At 62.2% G+C, this 17,531-nt stretch carries 11 protein-coding genes; 4 read left to right on the plus strand and 7 right to left on the minus strand.

From position 1 onward, the window contains the following. The 7 genes from JAO73_RS13220 to JAO73_RS13250 form a co-directional block, all read right to left on the minus strand. A complete protein-coding gene (locus JAO73_RS13220; RefSeq protein ID WP_198977483.1) occupies positions 1-1,326 on the minus strand; it encodes an FAD-dependent oxidoreductase in 1,326 nt (441 codons plus the stop codon). A gap of 90 nt (positions 1,327-1,416) precedes the next feature. Next, positions 1,417-2,283 (minus strand): nitrilase-related carbon-nitrogen hydrolase, encoded by an 867-nt coding sequence (locus tag JAO73_RS13225; RefSeq protein ID WP_233169190.1) that lies wholly within the window; start codon positions 2,281-2,283, stop codon positions 1,417-1,419. A gap of 242 nt (positions 2,284-2,525) precedes the next feature. Next, positions 2,526-3,899 carry a dihydropyrimidinase gene (hydA, locus tag JAO73_RS13230; RefSeq protein WP_198977484.1) on the minus strand — a complete coding sequence of 458 codons (1,374 nt, stop codon included), beginning with the start codon at positions 3,897-3,899 and terminating at the stop codon, positions 2,526-2,528. Positions 3,900-3,995: 96 nt separating this feature from the next. Further along, entirely contained in the window at positions 3,996-5,348 is a 1,353-nt protein-coding gene (locus JAO73_RS13235) for an aminotransferase class III-fold pyridoxal phosphate-dependent enzyme (RefSeq protein ID WP_198977485.1), read from the minus strand. Positions 5,349-5,593: 245 nt separating this feature from the next. After that, positions 5,594-7,066: a CoA-acylating methylmalonate-semialdehyde dehydrogenase gene (locus tag JAO73_RS13240; protein WP_233169191.1), complete on the minus strand. Its 1,473-nt coding sequence runs from the start codon at positions 7,064-7,066 to the stop codon at positions 5,594-5,596. 250 nt (positions 7,067-7,316) lie between these two features. Next, positions 7,317-9,239, minus strand: coding sequence for a WG repeat-containing protein (locus JAO73_RS13245; protein WP_198977486.1), 1,923 nt, complete (start codon positions 9,237-9,239; stop codon positions 7,317-7,319). Positions 9,240-9,290: 51 nt separating this feature from the next. After that, on the minus strand, positions 9,291-9,749 hold the full coding sequence (locus JAO73_RS13250) for a DUF6799 domain-containing protein (RefSeq protein WP_198977487.1): 459 nt from the start codon (positions 9,747-9,749) through the stop codon (positions 9,291-9,293). Positions 9,750-10,203: 454 nt separating this feature from the next. Between JAO73_RS13250 and JAO73_RS13255 the strand changes: the two genes are divergently transcribed. The 4 genes from JAO73_RS13255 (at position 10,204) to JAO73_RS13270 (ending at position 17,372) form a co-directional block, all read left to right on the plus strand. Further along, complete coding sequence (locus tag JAO73_RS13255) at positions 10,204-13,536, plus strand: efflux RND transporter permease subunit (RefSeq protein WP_198977488.1); 3,333 nt, start codon at positions 10,204-10,206, stop codon at positions 13,534-13,536. A gap of 85 nt (positions 13,537-13,621) precedes the next feature. Next, entirely contained in the window at positions 13,622-14,812 is a 1,191-nt protein-coding gene (locus tag JAO73_RS13260) for an efflux RND transporter periplasmic adaptor subunit (RefSeq protein ID WP_198977489.1), read from the plus strand. Between the two features lie 115 nt (positions 14,813-14,927). Continuing rightward, the gene (locus JAO73_RS13265) at positions 14,928-16,379 is read left to right on the plus strand and encodes an efflux transporter outer membrane subunit (RefSeq protein ID WP_198977490.1); all 1,452 of its coding nucleotides are present in this window, start codon (positions 14,928-14,930) and stop codon (positions 16,377-16,379) included. A 180-nt stretch (positions 16,380-16,559) separates the two neighbouring features. Then, positions 16,560-17,372, plus strand: coding sequence for a phosphatase PAP2 family protein (locus tag JAO73_RS13270; protein WP_198977491.1), 813 nt, complete (start codon positions 16,560-16,562; stop codon positions 17,370-17,372). The last annotated feature ends 159 nt before the right edge of the window (positions 17,373-17,531 follow it).

The following is a 17,531-nucleotide window of genomic DNA, read 5'->3' on the forward strand; positions in this document are numbered from 1 at the left end:
TTACTTGCTCAAATAAGCGTGAATGCCGCGCGCCGTGAGTTTGGCCTCTGCTGCCGCATTCACTACCTCAGCCCCGCCATTCCAGGCATCGCCTGAGGCGAAGTATTTCGGGTTCGACGTTTGGCCGGTATGCGCGTCGGCCATAATTCGGCCCTTGCCATCCACTTTCAGGCCGGGAATCAGGCTCAGGAATTCCGTCTGCTTTGCCTGACCAGTGGCTTTAATCACCATGTCGCAAGGTTCCACAAACTCAGAGCCGGCAATTTCCTGCACCTTGCCGTCCTTGGTTTCGGTGCGAATGAATTTCACACCCGCTACGTAGCCGTTGCCGGTGATTTCCACCGGGGCCACGTTAAACAAGCCCTTCACCCCTACCCCTTTGGCTAGGTCGTATTCGAACTCGTAAGCGCCCATTTCCTCCTTGGCGCGGCGGTAAGCGAGTATCACATGTTCAGCACCGAGGCGCGAAGATTCTGAAGCCGCATCCATAGCCGTGTTGCCGCCGCCAAGCACAATTACCTTGCGTCCCACCGCAACTTCATGATGGTGCTGCCGCAATTCAGCAATAAATTCGACCGCACCGGTGCAATTAATTTTATCCTCGCCCGGCAAGCCCAATTCGTTGGTTTTGCCCAAACCAATTCCGAGGAAAATAGCGTCGTATTTATCCTCCAGCTTTTCTAATTCCTCACGGGAAGAAATAGCGGAATTAAAATGCACATTATAGCCGAATTGTGCTTGCAAATAGGCCATTTCGGCCAGCGTTTCTTCGTTGGTGATTTTGTACGGTGCCACCCCGTATACCGTGAGGCCCGATGGCTGGGCTTTAGCCTCGAAAACATCAACGCCGTAGCCCAGCGCCCGCAGTTCGCAAGCCGCCGAAATGCCAGCCGGGCCGGCCCCAATTACAGCTACTTGCTTGCCATTATCCGCGCCGGGACCAAACAGATGCTTGCCGCTTTTAATTGCCTTTGTTGTGGCGAAACTCTGCAGGCGGCCAATCTCAATCGGCTTCACTTCCTGCAGGTTATACACACATGCGCCTTCACAGAGCACTTCCGTGGGACACACCTTGCCGCAGGCGTTACCGAAATAATTGGCCTCGTAAATGGTGCGCGCCGCGCCGGTGTCGTTGCCCGAATTTATCTGGCGAATAAACTGCGGAATATCAATCCCCGACGGGCACGCTTTTATACACGGCGCATCGAAGCAAAACAGGCAGCGGGAGCTTTCGTACAGCGCCTCGGTGCGGTTCATCACCGGCTTCAATTGCGCGAAATTTTCCGCGAATTGTTGCTCGGTGGTAGGTGTAGAAAATTCAGCCATTGGGGCGGATTGATTCGAAATTATTAGGAAATAAAAAACGGTCATGCGTCGACTAGCCTTCGCATGACCGTTTTTATGTCAGCTAAGGGCCTACAGTTCTACCAGTTTTTCGTAGGTTTCGGGGCGACGGTCGCGGAAGAACTGCCAGGTGTTGCGCACCTCGTCAATCATGTCGAGGTCGAATTCAGCAATGAGCAATTCGTCTTTGTACTCATCGGCTTGCGCGATGATTTGGCCGCGCGGGTCCACGAAGTAGCTGGTGCCGTAGAAGCGGCCCAGGTCCCAGGGCTTCTCCTCGCCCACGCGGTTGATGCAACCCATGAAATAGCCGTTGGCGGCCGCGTGCGCAGGCTGCTCCAGCTTCCAGAGGTACTGCGAGAGGCCGGCTACGGTAGCCGAAGGGTTGTAGACGATTTCGGCGCCGTTCAGGCCCAGGATGCGGGCGCCGTCGGGGAAGTGCCGGTCGTAGCAGATATACACGCCCACTTTGGCATACTTGGTTTGGAACACGGGGTAGCCCATGTTGCCGGGCTTGAAGAAAAACTTCTCCCAGAAGCCGGTGGTGTGCGGAATGTGGTTTTTGCGGTACTTGCCGAGGTAGGTGCCGTCGGCATCAATCACGGCGGCCGTGTTGTAGAGGAAACCGGCCGACTCGCGCTCGTACACGGGCACAATCATCACCATGTTGTATTTCTTGGCGTATTCGGCCATGCGGTCCGTGGTCGGACCGGGCACGGCTTCGGCCGAGGCGTACCAGGCTTTGTCTTGGCCGGGGCAGAAATACGGGGTGTTGAAGATTTCCTGCAAACAAAGAATCTGCACGCCCTGACGGCCGGCTTCTTCAATGAGCGGAATGTGCTTTTGCACCATGGCTTCCTTGATTTCCTCGATGGAGCCTTCGCCTTCGGTCATCGGCAAGCTCATCTGGATGAGGCCGGATTTAATTATTCTGGGCATTGTGTAGGTTGTGGTGGGGTTTAATTCAGTTCTGTCATTGCGAGCGCAGCGCGGCAATCCGTCCTATTCTCAGCAACTAGCCTTAAGCTGTGATGAAGTTTAAATCAAATAGCTAGCCCAAAGCGGGCTAAAAGTTAAGCAAAAAGAAGGGCTTTGTCACGTCTCGGCTGGTCGCTCTGGGAGGACGGATTAGCTGCGCTGGCCTTGGGGTACCACGGCTGCAGCCTCGCAATAACGAATAGTTAACTATTCGTCTTGCCGCGCTTGATGAATTGCCCGTAACCTTTCGACACCTTCGTTTCGCCAGCATCAACGGCTACCTGGCCGCGCAGCAGCACGGTGTCGATTTTGCCGGTTAGCTCCCAGCCTTCGTAGGCCGAATAATCGACATTCATGTGGTGGGTGCTGGCCGAAATGGTGTGCTTTTTCTGGGGGTCGAATATCACCAAATCCGCGTCGGCGCCAATGCTGATGGTGCCTTTGCGCGGAAACATGCCGAAGATTTTGGCGGGGTTAGTCGACGTTACTTCCACAAATTTCTGCGGCGTGATACGGCCTTTGCTCACCCCTTCCGAAAACAGCAGTTCCATGCGGTGCTCAATGGCGGGGTGACCGTTCGGAATCTTCGAGAAGTCGTCCTTGCCCATCAGCTTCTGCTCCCACATGAATGGGCAATGGTCGGTGCCCACCACGTTTACGAGGCCCTGATTGATGCCGGCCCAGAGCGTGGCTTGGTCCTTCTTCTCGCGCAGCGGGGGCGACATCACCCACTTCGCGCCATTGGCCTCGTCCTCGTACAGCGAGGCATCGAGCGTGAGGTACTGAATGCAGGTTTCGACCAGCACGCGCTGGTTGCGCTCGGTGGCGCGGCGCACCTGGTTGAGGGCGCCCTCGCAGGTGAGGTGCACGATGTAGGCGTTCACGCCCGTGTAGTTGGCGATGTCGGCGAAGCGGCCAGAGGCTTCGGCTTCGGTCACTTCGGGCTGCGAGAGGTAGTGATAGAGCGGCGTGAGCTTGCCCGCGGCCCGGTGCTGGGCGATGAGCGTGTCAATCATGTCGCCGTTGGTGGCGTGGGCCGTTACAAGGCCGCCGTGGCGCTTCACTTCCTGCATCAGGCCCACCATCTGCGCGTCATCAATCATGAGCGCGCCCTTGTAGGCCATGAAGGTTTTGAAGGACGTGATGCCCTCGGCAATCATGTCCTTGATTTCCTCTTTGGTGCTCGGGTTGAAATCCGTTACAGCCATGTGAAAGCTGTAGTCGCCCACCGCGTTGCCAGTGGCGCGGCCGCTCCACTCCTCAAAGGCCGAGCGCAGCGAATTGCCTTGCTTTTGCAGGATAAAATCGATAACGGTGGTAGTGCCGCCGTGCAAGGCAGCACGGGTACCGGTTTCGTAGGTATCGGAGCTGAAGGTGCCCATAAATGGCATCTCCAGGTGCACGTGCGGGTCGATGCCGCCGGGCATGACCAGTTTGCCAGTGCAGTCAATTACCTCCGCCCCCTCGGCCGATAAATTGCGGCCGATGGAAACGATGGTTTCGCCTTCAATCAGAATATCGCAGACGGCGTCCGAATCGGCGGTGACGACGCGGCCGTTTTTGAGGAGTAAAGCCATAAGGAAAAGTAGCGCGGACTTTTAGTCCGCGTCCCCACGCAATTAATAACAGTTCAAGTTATGGTGTTTTGCGGATTACAAAGGCCGCACTGCATGCTAATGCACGTACTTATCCGCAATGCTGATAGCCTCACTGATAATAGCCAGTCCCTCGTCAATTTCGTCTTTCGTGATGCTCAGCGGGGGGCAGATAAAGATGTAGTTCCAGCGCACGAATGTGTACATGCCCAGCTCGCGGATTTTGGCCGCTACCTGGTTCATGATGTCCATTTGGGCGGGCGTGGCGTTCCAAGGGGCCATGGGCTCCTTGGTGTCGCGGTTTTTCACCAGTTCCAAGCAGCCGAAGAGGCCGGTGTTGCGCCAGTCGCCGATGCTGGGGTGGTGGCGCATGAGCTGGGCCACTTGCTCATCCATGTACTTGCCCATTTCCACGGTATTTTCAAGCAGGCTGTCCGTCTCGTAGATGTCGAGCACGGCCACGGCGGCGGCGCAGCTCACCGGGTGGGCCGAGTACGTGAGGCCCAGCGGCAGCGGCTTGTCGTCGAATGACTTGGCGATTTTCTCGTCCACCATCACGGCGCCCAGGGGCAGGTAGCCGGCGGTGATGCCCTTGGCCATGCACATGATGTCGATTTTGACATTATGGTGGTCGGAACCGAACCACTTGCCGGTGCGGCCGAAGCCCGACATCACTTCGTCGGCAATGAGCAGGATGCCGTGCTTGTCGCAGATTTCGCGGATGCGCGTCCAGTAGCCGGGCGGGTATTTGATGCAGCCCGACGTGCCCGATTCGCCTTCCATAATGATGGCGGCTACGCTGCCGGGGTTCTCGTAGCCGATGATGCGCTCCATGGCGTCGGCGGCGCGCTGGGCGCACTGCTCGGGCGTTTCGGAATGCCAGGGACAGCGGTAGAAATAGGGGTTCTCGACGTGCACGGTGCCGGGCATGGCCTGGCTGTCGACGGCAAACTTGCGGGGGTCGCCGCCCACGCTCATGGCGCCATAGCTGGCCCCGTGAAATGACTGGTACAGCGACACAATCTTGTGGCGGCCGGTGTAGATGCGGGCCAGCTTGATGGCATTCTCAATCGACTCGGCCCCGCCCAACGTGAAAAATGCCTTGGTGAGGTTGGGCGGGGTGATTTCGGCAAGGCGCCGGCCGAGGTCGCCGCGGGCCTTGGTAATCATGCCGGGGTACACGTAGCTGAGCTCGCGCATCTGGGCGGCCACGGCTTCGGTCACGCGCTGGTCGCCGTGGCCGATGTTCACGTTCATGAGCTGGGCCGAGAAGTCGATGTAGCGCTTGCCGTCGCGGTCGTACACGTACACGCCTTCGGCACGCTCGGCGTTGATGGGGTTCAGGCCCGTTTGCTTCGACCACGAGAAGAGCGTGTGGTCAAGGTTGTCGTGCAGGATTTGGTCTTTATCGGTGGCGAAGGTGGTTTCCATGGGCTAATTGCGGTTTGCTGACCGCGTTTGCGGGCATTGCTGGCCGCAGTTTAGCGCAAAGCGCGTAACTGCTGGCTATAGGTAATGCGAGTTTGCAACTCGCTGCCGCAGAGCGGCAATTTTTTAGTTTATTTATCGTCAAGTTAATGCAACTCACACTTGCGTCGTGAGTCACAGACTCACTGTTACCGTCGGCCAGCAGTTACGCGCTTCGCGCTAAACTGCGGCCAGCGGCGGCTAGCTTTCTAGCTCATCCAGTTCACGCGCGACTCGGGGTTCCACTTGGTCGTGGTCTTCTTGAGTTGCGTCCAGAACTCGATGGAGCTTTTGCCGGTGATGTCGCAGGCGCCGAATTTTGATTCGTTCCAGCCGCCGAAGGAGAAGGGCTCGCGGGGCACGGGCACGCCGATGTTCACGCCAATCATGCCGGCATTGGCGTGGTCCATCACGTAGCGGGCGCTGCTGCCGCTGCTGGTGAACACGGCGGCGGCGTTGCCGTAGGGGTTGGCGTTTTCGATGGCCAGGGCCTCGTCCAGGGTGTTGGTGCGCATGATGGCGAGCACCGGGCCGAAGACTTCTTCCTGGGCAATTCGCATGTCGGGCGTCACGTAGTCGATGACGGTGGCGCCCACGTAGTAGCCGTCTTCGTGGCCGGGCACCACGGCGTTACGGCCGTCGAGCAGGACTTTGGCGCCGGCGGCTTCGGCTTCGGTGATGTGCTTTTCGATGCGCTCCTTGGCTTCTTTGCTGATGACCGAGCCGAGGTTCTGGCCGGCCACAATCTTGCGGGCTTCTTCCACGATTTTGGCCACGATGTCATCGACCGGGCCCACTCCTACCATGGTGGAGCCGGCCATGCAGCGCTGGCCCGCGCAGCCCGACATGCTGGCGGCCACGTTCGAGGCCGTCATGTCGGGGTGGGCGTCGGGCAGCACCATGAGGTGGTTTTTGGCGCCGCCGAGGGCCACGCAGCGCTTCAGGTTGCTGGTGGCGCGGATGTAAACGACTTTGGCAATTTTGGTTGAGCCCACAAAGCTCACCGCCTGAATGTCAGGATGGTCGCAGATGGCTTCCACGATTTCCTTGTCGCCGTTCACCACGTTTAGCACGCCATCGGGCAGGCCGGCTTCTTTCAGCAGCTCGGCAATCCGCACGGCACTCAGGGGCACTTGCTCCGAGGGTTTCAGAATCATGGTGTTGCCCAGCACGATGGCGTTCGGGATGGTCCAGTGGGGCACCATGTTGGGAAAGTTGAACGGGGCGATGCTGGCCACTACGCCCAGCGGCTTGCGCTCGGCTCGGGCTTCCACGCCCTTGCTCACTTCGAGAAATTCGCCCTGTATGAGCTGGGGCATAGAGCAGGCAAACTCGGTCAGCTCGATGGCTTTCTCGACTTCGGCGCGGGCCTCGTCGTAGGTCTTGCCGTTCTCTTCGCGCACGAGGTCGGCCAGGGCTTTCATGTCGCGCTCCAGCAGGGTTTTGTAGCGGTAAAAAATCTGCACCCGCTCCTTGATGGGCGTGGCCGACCACGACGGGAAGGCGGCTTTGGCGGCCTGAACGGCGGCGTCCAGCGCCGCGGCTCCGCTCAGGGGCACCGTGGAAATCAATTCGCCCGTGAGGGGGCTAAATACGTCCATCGCAGACGTAGAGGCATTTTCGAGGGGTTTGCCCGCCACGTAATTGCGGATGGCGGGATACTTCAAAGTCTGGACTTCCATATTACCTTATTGTTAAGCGGGGCGCAAGCTAAGGGTTTTGCCGGAGATGGAACAACGACACAATCGTTTCCGGAACAATATTTTTGTATCTCCCCTGCCAGCGGCCTTTGCTGGGCCTGCTAACCGTTAAGTTAATCAAGGTATCCGACACTTCCAGACGAGCGCATTGCCCATTGGTTTCCAACGATTTCAAGCAATGAACATGGCACGCCGAACCCTTCCGCCGAGCCTCATCGGCCACCCCATAATTTTATTCGTTGATTTCTTCGCCGCGCTTGTCAATCAGAAAGCTGCGGCCGTGCTGCGTGACGCGGGCCTTCCCGTCGGCAAAATCGGAAGCCAGCTCGTAGCGACCGAATGGCGCGGTGCCGTCCTGCGGGTCGTCGAGGTAGCCGGGAGTGATAAAGGTGTAGCCGTCGGCTAGTTTCACCCGGGCCAGCCCGTCGACGAAGGAATAGGCTTCTTTGAAGAGCACAGGCTTATCGGGCGCCTTGGGGCCGGTGATGTAGTACCAGCCGCGGTGGTCGAGCACAGCGGCGTGGCCTTCGGCGAAGTCGAGCCCGTTGAAGTAGTAGTGGTCGAACTCCTCGCCGGCCGCATCGATGTAGGTGTAGGCATCGCCCACCCGCACGCGCGCATAGCCGCCGGCGTAGGGGTTCAGCGCATCGTAAGCCGGTGGCACCACTTCCTTGCCGTCTTCGTCGAGAAAGCCGTAGGCCCCGTCCCGAGCCACCACGGCCCGACCCGCCTGAAAAGGACCGGCCGTGGTGAAACGGGCCGGGATAACCGCCTTGCCTTGGGCATCGGCATACCCCCACCGCCCGTTCTCCTGAAAAGGTACGAGGGGAGCGCCTCCGAGGTGGCTAAGTGTCCAGGCTCCCACCCCGCATAATAAAAGGACAACCGCCGCGACCCGGGGCCGCTGGCGAAGCGCGCGCAGCAGATGCAGCCAGTAGCCTTTGCCCAGCTTTTGCCACTTGTGGAAGGAATAGCTTTCCGTTTGTTTCCCCGCTGGCTGCGAAGACTCTGTTGCCGGGCCCGTGGGTGGTGCGGCGCCTGCGGGTTGGGGCGCCGCAGTAGCAGTAGCCACCGGGGTATTCAGCCGCTCCAGCAGCTGGCCCAGCTGCTGAATCTTAGCATCCAGCTCGCGGTTGCGCGCCGCCGATTCGGCCCGGGAGGCTTGCATAGCCGCTTCGAGGGCGGCCTTTTCGCGGGTTTCGGCATGAAGGCGCGACACCAGCGCCGTGGCATCGGCGGCCACGGTGGGGGCCTGGGCCAGCTGGGCCCGGAGCTGGGCAATGCTGCGTTCGCGCTCGGCTTCGCGGGCCTCCAGGGCCTGCAGCTGGCCGCTGAGGTCGGCCTGCATTTGCCGGCGCAGCTCCTCAAGGCGCTGCTTTTCTTCGCGGCGGGCAGCGGCGGCATCGTAGCTGCCGTAGTCCGGGTCCTCGTCGGGCACGTCGGCCGCCCCCAGCCAGTTCCACAAGGCCCGGGCTTTCTGGCTCAGGAAACTGCTGGCGGGCCCGGCCTCATCGCCTTGGAATGCGGCAGCTGCCGGGCGTTGCGGCGCGGCCCCATGCTCCGGCTCCGGCGGCGCCAAGGCGGCAAACCTGGCCCACTCGGCGGCCCACTCGGCCAGGTCGGCGCTACTCAGGTCGATTTCGGGCGTGGACAGTTGGCGCAGGCGACGCGGCAGGTCGGCGGGCTCGCCCAGCAACTGAAACACGGCTGGCGCCTCGTTGAGGGCGGGCTCGACGTCGGGCGCATACGCAACCGGCGCACCAAACAGCACCACGCCGCTGATAAAATGCAGGTTCACCTGGTCTGCGCCAAACCGAGCGCGCAGCCAGGCCGCCACGGCCGCTTTTTGGGCTACAAACTGCTCAAACGGGTTGTCGAAACCCTCGGCCCCGGCCAAGGGGGCGCCTCCCAGCTGCCAGTGGCCGTAGCTCAGGGCCGGCATGCCCAGCCGGCCGCCGGTGGGCACCAGCACCAAGACCGTGATGCCGTGCGGCCGCACCACCAGCGCGTCGATGGGGGCGGCCTCGTCTTCCAGCACCAGGTTGCCCAGCAACAGTGAATCGGTGGGGTCGGCCTGCAGGGCGGCAAGCACGGCCGCGAACTGAGTGGCGCGGCCGTCGTCGGCAAAAGGACTGGCTAGGAAATGGTGAACCATGAAGTGCAGAAACGAAAAGGGCAAACAAAGGGGACGGGCCGCGAAACCGGGTTAGTCGTCCTCCCCTTTCCAGCGGCCGTGGCCTTTGCCCTTGCCGTGTTTTTTCTTGGCTTTCTTGTGCTTGAAATAGCGGTAGTTGCCTTCGCCAAACAGTTCGGCGAGCACGCTGCGGGGGGCATTCTCGACGGGCACCGCGGCGGCGGGGGCGGCCAGCGTCAGGCTTCCGTTGGGGGCTTGGCGCACGGCCACCGGCCGGCCGCGCAGGTCGCAGCCCTGGCCTTCGCGCAACTCGGCCCGCTGGCCGCTGGGGCTTACCACGAAGCCGTCTTTGGTGACGGTGGCGCCGGTGGGCAAATGCACGTCATGCGCCATGGGCCGGGCCTGCCCGTTTCGGACAACCACCATCTGCCCATTGCGGCGCTGGAAGCCGTCGTTATTTCCTGCTTGTTGAGCCGGCGCGGCCAAGGACGACAATAAGGCCCCGCAAAGCCCGAGGGTACGCATCAACATAAATTAACAACCGAAAAGCCCGGCGGCGCAGCTATATATTAGCCGGCCCGGTTGCGCGTATACGACAAATACGGCGCCAAGCTGCTTTTAATGCCTTTTTTGGCGGGCCTGCCTCAGTGCATGCGCCATGTGCCGGCCAGAGCGGCCGACGCCAAACCATCCATCTGCCCTCAAACCTGGCTACCGCTAAGCCAATGCATTGGCTACTACCGCCCGCGTTTAACCGCAAACGATACCGAAACCGCCCGGTGATTGGCTGGGGTGCGGGTGTTCAAAAAATCGGTATCGGAATGCACCGCCTCAGTCGATGAATTAGGCCCTCTTGGTCGAGAAAACCCGTTTCAAGGGGTTCAAGGGGGATAATTTCACCCTCGGAGGCCAACATTTCTCTTCAATATCCGGTTGAAGACCCTTGCGGCCATGGCGACGCGCAAGCATTAGCAGAAGTAGCAGTATGTGGATAGTTAGACTGGCGCTGGCGCGTCCGTACACCTTTGTGGTGATGGCGCTGATGATTTTGGTGGGCGGAGCGTTGACGATTCAGCGCATGGCGGTGGACATTTTTCCCGACATTCCGATTCCGGTGGTGGGCGTGGTGTGGGGCTACTCCGGCATCTCGCCCGAGGAGATGAACCAGCGCATCATCGTGCCGGTGGAGCGCGCCATCACCACCACCGTCAACAACGTGGAGCACCAGGAAAGCCAAAGCCTCAAGGGCGTGGGCCTGATTAAGGTGTTTTTCCAGCCCGGCACCAACCCCGACGCCGGCGTGGCCCAGGTCACGGCCATCAGCCAGACGCTGCTGCGGGCCTTGCCGCCGGGCATCACGCCGCCGCTGATTATTCGCTACTCGGCCTCCAACGTTCCCATCTCGCAGGTGTCGCTCAGCTCCGAGACGCTGGGCGAGTCGGACTTGTTCGACGCGGCCAACGCCTTCATCCGGCCGGGGCTGGCGGTGGTGCAGGGCGCCTCGGTGCTGCTGCCGAACGGCGGCAAGCCCAAGCAAATAATGGTGGACCTGGACCCCGACAAGCTGGCCGGCAAAAACCTGAGCGGTAACGACGTGGTGAACGCCTTGCTGGCCCAGAACCTCATCATCCCGGCGGGCTCGGCCAAAATTGGCGACCGGGAATACGACGTGAAGCTGAACTCCAGCCCCGAGGCCATTGCCACGCTCAACGACTTGCCGGTGAAGACCATCGACGGCACGCCGGTCTACATTCGCGACGTGGCGTTTGTGCACGAGGGCGCGGCCGTGCAAACCAACATTGTGCGCCAGAACGGGCGCCGCACGGCCATCATCCCCATCCTGAAAAGCGGGGCGGCCAGCACGCTCGACATCATTTCAAAAATCAAAAAGGCGCTGCCCACCATTCAGGCCAACGCCCCGCCCGGCCTGAACATCAAGCTGCTGTTCGACCAGTCGTTTTTTGTGCGGGCCAGCATCAAGGGCGTCATCGTCGAGGCCTGCATTGCGGCGGCCCTCACGGCGCTCATGATACTGCTGTTTCTGGGCTCGTGGCGGTCTACGCTGATTATTGCGACGAGCATTCCGCTCAGCATTTTGGTCAGCATCATCGTGATGAACATGCTGGGCCAGACGCTGAACATCATGACCCTGGGCGGGCTCTCGCTGGCCGTGGGCATTCTGGTGGACGACGCCACGGTGGAAATCGAGAACATCCACCGCAACATGGGCATGAAGAAGCTGCTGAAACGCAGCATTCTGGACGGCGCGCAGCAGATTGCCACGCCGGCGCTGGTGGCCACGCTGGCCATCTGCATTGTGTTTGTGCCGGTGTTTTTCCTGGGCGGGGTGGCGTCGGCCATTTTCGCGCCGCTGGCCACGGCCGTCATTTTTGCCATGCTGGCCTCGTACATTCTGAGCCGGACGCTGGTGCCCACGCTGGTGATGTACTTGCTGCGCAAGGAGTTGCCCATTTACCATGCCCAGCAGGAGCCCGACCTGCCCAGCCAGCACCAGCGCAACGGCCAGCCGGTGAGCGACGTGGAGCGCGACCTGGAACGCATCCGGCGCGAGCAATACGAAAAAGCCCATCCCAGCGGCACGCCCGAAGAGGAAGCCGAAGACCCCATCACCGACGAGGAGCGCAAATCGGCCGACGGCATCACCCAAACCTGGGTGTGGAAGCTGCACGTGGCCTTTGAGCACCGGTTTGAGAAATTCCGGGCCGGCTACGGCAAGGCGCTGGATTGGGCTTTGAGCAACCGGCCCAAGGTAGTGGTGGCCTTTGCGGTGCTGTTTGTGGGTTCGCTGGGGCTGTTTCCGCTGATTGGCCAGAACTTCTTTCCGACGGTGGACGCCGGGCAGCTGCGGCTGCACGTGCGGGTGCCCACCGGCACGCGGGTAGAAGAAACGGAAGAGCGGTTCCGGCAGGTGGAAGGCGTGATTCGCCGCGTGATTCCGGCCGAGGAGCTGGACCTGGTGCTGGACAACATCGGCCTGCCGGTGATTCCCATCAACCTGCTGCTGAGCGACAACCCCACCATCGGGGCCGGCGACGGTGAAATCCTGGTGAGCATGAAGGAAGAGCACGGCCCCACGGCCGACTACATCAACGAAATCCGGCGGCGGCTGCGCAAGGAGCTGCCGGATTTGACCATCTTCTTTCAGCCGGCCGACATCGTGAACCAGACGCTGAACTTCGGCCTCCCCGCCCCCATCGACATTCAGGTGACCGGCCGCGACAAGCTGGCCAACCGGCGAATTGCGTCCGAGCTGCGGGCCAAAATCAACAAAGTACCGGGCGTGGTCGATGCTTTTGTGTACCAAGCCTTTGACCAGCCGCAGCTGCGCGTCGACATCGACCGCGTGCGGGCCCAACAGGCCGGCCTGGCCCAGCGCGACATCGCCAACAACGTGCTGGTGAGCCTTTCCTCCAGCACCCAAACCAACCCCAACCAGTGGCTGAACCCGACCACCGGCGTGAGCTACACGGTGGCCGTGCAAACGCCGCCGCGGGCGCTGTCTTCGCTCGATGAAATCGGCAACATCGGCGTGACGAGCGCCACCCAGCCCGAGGCCCAGCTGCTGAACAGCTTTGCCACCATTCGCCGCAGCCAAACCACGGCCGTGGCGTCGGACTACAACATTCAGCGCACCGTGGACCTGTACGCCAGCGTGAGCGGCCGCGACCTGGGCGGCGTGAGCAAAGACATTCGTAAAATCCTGGCCGAGGCCGAGAAGAACCTGCCCAAAGGCACCACGCTGGCCCTGCGCGGCCAAGCCGATTCCATGCGCACGTCGTTTGCCGGGCTGGGCCTGGGCTTGGCCGGCGCCATTGTGTTGGTGTATTTGCTGATGGTGGTGAATTTCCAGAGCTGGATGGACCCGCTCATTATCATCACGGCCTTGCCCGGCGCGCTGGCGGGTATTTTGTGGATGCTGTTTGTGACGCAAACCACCCTGAGCGTGCCGGCCCTGATGGGCGCCATCATGTGCATCGGCGTGGCCACGGCCAACTCCATTCTGCTGGTCACCTTCGCCAACGAGCGGCGCGAGGAAGAACCAGATTTGAGTCCGCGCGATGCGGCCCTGGACGCCGGCTTCACCCGCCTGCGCCCGGTGTTGATGACGGCCCTGGCCATGATTATCGGCCTGCTGCCCATGTCGCTGGGCATGGGCGAGGGCGGCGAGCAAAACGCGCCGCTGGGCCGCGCCGTGATTGGCGGGCTGATGCTGGCCACCGTGACCACGCTGTTTTTCGTGCCCATTATGTTTTCGTACCTCAAAAAACCCGCGCCCGTGCAGAATGCCGCGGCTTGACATTTTGCTACCAAGAACTTGTACGCGAACGTCATGCTTCGACTGTGCTCCGCATGACGACCAGAATTTTGTTTGACCCTTCCTAATGTCTGATTCCAACTCTTCCGGCTCCGGCCGGTTCTGGCTGCTCATCTTCATCGTGCTGGCGGTCTTCGGCGGGCTGTTTCTGCTGGGCTACATGCCGCGCCACAAGCAGGAGAAAGCCCGCGACGCCGAAGCCAGCCAAGTAGCCAACGCCGCCCCCACCGTGACCGTGGCCCCGGCCAAAGCCGCCCCCGACACCACCACCCTCACGCTGCCCGCCGACACCAAATCGAACCGCGAAACCTTCGTGTTCGCCCGCGCCAATGGGTTCGTGAAGTCGTGGTCGGCCGACATCGGCCAGCGCGTGCAAGCCGGGCAGGTGCTGGCCGAAGTGACCACGCCCGAACTCGACCAGCAGATTGCCGAAGCCCGCGCCACCCTGGGCCTGGCCCGCACCAGCTACAACCGCCTGGCCGGCGTGGCCCTGCCGGGCGCCATCTCCAAGCAGGAGCTCGACGCGGCCCGGGCGCAGTACGCGGCCCAGCAGGCCGCCGTGCAGCAGCTGCTGGCGCAGCAGGCGTTTCGGCGCATCACGGCACCGTTTAGTGGCATCGTGACGCAGCGCAACGTGGAAGTGGGCACGCTGGTGAGCAGCAGCAACGCGCCCGGCTCGCAGCTCTATAAGGTGGAGCAAACCGACAAGCTGCGCGCCTACGTGCAGGTGCCGCAGAACTTTGCGCCAGCCATCAAAAACGGACTCGAAGCCGATTACCTCGTGCCGGAGTTTCCGGGCCGCGCCTTCAAGGCGAAGGTGGTGCGCGACGCCGGCGCCCTCGACGCCAGCACCCGCACGCTACTCACCGAAGTGCAGGTGCCCAACGCCCGTGGCGAGCTGCGGCCGGGCAGCTACGCGCAGGTGCGGTTTCATTTGCCCCGCACGGCCCCCAGCGTCATCATCCCGGCCAATGCGCTGGTGCCCGGCGGCACCGACGCGCGCGTGGCCACGGTGCAAGACGGCAAGATTCACTACCAGCCCATTGTGACGGGCCGCGACTTTGGCTCGCAGCTGGAAGTGGCGCAGGGCCTGAAAGGCGGCGAGCAGCTGGTGCTTAACCCCGCCGAAACCCTGACCGAAGGCGAGGCCGTGCAAACCAAAGCCTTCACCCCGCCCGCCAAGCCGGCCGGCCCGCCCCCGCCCAAGCCTCGGCCCAACGACCCCGATGCCCCGCGGGTGTCGTCGCCGGTGAAATAGGCGCGGCTTCTGACGGTCGTACAGACCGCAGCGAAGCATCTCGCTTGGGGTAAGTTATTAGTTGTTGCACGCGAGATGCTTCGCTGCGCTCTGCATGACGTTCTAGTCTCTGGTAATGACCTTCCGCCTCTCCCCTTTTCTGACCTTGCTGTTGCTGGCGGGCTGCGTGCGGCCGCCCAGCTACGCACCGCCCAGCCTGCCCACGCCCACGGCCTGGAAGAATACCGCCGACAGCCTCACGGCCGCCACGCCGCCCGCGCCCGTGGCCAGCAGCACGCCGCCCACCGTGAACCAGCCTCCGGCGCCCGGTGCGTGGTGGTCGCTGTTCAACGACCCCGGCCTGACGGCGCTGGAAGCGCAGGCCATCGCCCAGAACTACAGCCTGCAAGCGGCCGTGGCCCGCGTAGAAAGCGCCCGCGCCAACGTGCGCGTGGCCAATTCCTACCGGTCGCCCCTGGTGACGGTGGACCCGCAGGTGTACCGCACGCGGCTGTCGGCCACGCGGCCGCTGCCGTTTGCGCTGGGCACCAGCAACCTGGGCGTGGTGCAGACGCAGTACTACATTCCCGTGAACGCCAGCTACGAGGTGGACGTGTGGGGCCGCATCCGGAGCAGCGTGCGGGCCGCCGAAGCCGATGCGCAGGTGCAGGAAGCCACCCGCCGCACCGTGCAGCTGTCGCTCACGGCCGATGCGGCCACCTACTACTTCAGCATCCGCGGGCTTGATGCGCAATTGCAGGTGCTCGACACCGCACGCGCCGACCGCCAACGCAGCCTGGAGCTCACCCGCGCCCGCTTCCAGGCCGGGGTCGACAACGAGATTGCCGTGCACCGCGCCGAAACCGAGCTGGCCAACATCGACGCCAGCGAGGCCGAAACCCGCCGCCAGCGCCTCGGGCTGGAGGCCTCGCTGGCCACGGTGCTGGGCGTGCCCGCCAGCAGCTATGCGCTGCCGCCGCAGGCCGGGCCGCTGCCAGCCCCGGCGGTGCCCGCGTCGTTGCCCGCCGCGCTGCTGGCCCGCCGCCCCGATTTGCAGCAGGCCGAGCGCCGGCTGGCCGCCGCCAGCGCCCGCGTCGACGTGGCCAAGCTCGCCCGCCTGCCCACCCTGCGCCTGAACGGCTTCCTAGGTCCGCAAAGCGCCCGGCTGGGCGACCTGGCCCGAATATCCGACAGCTACACTTACTACGTGGGCGGCGGCGTGAGCATCCCCGTGTTCAACGGCGGCCGCAACCGCGCCAACGAGCAAGTGGCCCGCTCCGAAGCCGACGCGCTGGTGGCCGACTACCGGCAGGCCGCCCTGGCCGCGTTTCAGGAAGTGGAAACCAGCCAGGCCGACGTGCGCCAGTACCAGGCCCAGGTAGCGGCCCGCAGCAGGGCCCTGCGCGCCGCCCGCCTCGCCAGCGCCCTCACCAAGGAGCGCTACCGCGCCGGCCTCACCAATTATTTTGAAGTGGTGGACGCCGACCGGCAAACTTTGGATGCGGCCACGCTGCTCACCCAGGCCCAAAGCAACCTGCTGGGCGCCACCGTAGGCCTGGTGCGGGCCCTGGGGGGCGGTTGGGAATAGCCTCCGCGGGTCGGCGGCACCTTCAGATATGCCCTTGCTTGCTGAGCAGGGGCATTTTTTTGTGTATTTCGGCAGCAGCGCGTAAAAATCCTCGTTTTCGACGCCGGTAATGTTACGTTAATGTTACGTTCCCCGTAGAAGCCCGTATCATCTTCCGTTCCATTACGCTTCTTCCTGTTCATGCGCTCGCAACTGTTCTCCTTCCTCACGTCATTTTTTCTGCTGACGGCCAGCCTCGGCCCGGCCTTCGCGCAGGTGCCCACCGCGCCACCGGCCACCGATACCACTAAGAAATACGCCAACCCCGGCGGCGTTTCTTCGGCCGTAAAAGCACCCTGGTATAAAAGCAAGCTGGTGAAAGCCGTGGCCATCCCGGCCGTGCTCATCACCTACGGCGCCATCACGGCGCAGGGCGACGCGGGCATCAACCAGCGAAACCGGGAGTTTGTGCAGAAGCAGTTTCGACCGGTGAGCACAGGATTTGACAACACGCTGATTATTGCCCCTTATTTTGAACTGGCGGCCGTGGCGCTGGCCGGCGTGGAGTCGCGCAACGACCGCATCAATACGCTGCTCATCATAGCCAAAGGCGAGGCCATCATGCTGGCTTCCACGTTTGCCGTGAAATACCTGGCCAAGGAAACCCGGCCGGACGGGTCCGATAACCTGTCGTTTCCGTCGGGGCACACGGCGCAGGCGTTTCTGGCGGCCAGCATCGTGCACACCGAGTTTCGCGACAAAAGCCAGTGGTACGGCATCGGGGCCTACACCATTGCCACGAGCGTGGCCGCCCTGCGCATGATAAACGACAAGCACTGGCAGAGCGACGTGGTGGCCGGCGCTGGCTTCGGCATCCTGTCGGCTCACTTGGCTTACCTCTCCCACCGCAACCGCTGGGGCCGCAAGTCCATTGGGCGCGACGTGGGCTTGTCGCCCACCTACTTCGGCAACGGCACACCGGGCATGACCATCAGCTGGCGCCCCACCAAATAAGCTCCTGCTGGTTTTCAGCATGAAAAAGCCCCCGAAACCACCCGCGATGCCGGGGGTTTTGGGGGCTTTTTTGTGCCTGTTGGGTTCGAAGCAGGGCCATGTTGGTATTTTTTTGGCAACTGCGCAACGCAATGGGCAGGTTGCTGTCTTTTCCATTAA

Source organism: Hymenobacter miniatus, assembly GCF_016427455.1.
Classification (GTDB): domain Bacteria; phylum Bacteroidota; class Bacteroidia; order Cytophagales; family Hymenobacteraceae; genus Hymenobacter; species Hymenobacter armeniacus.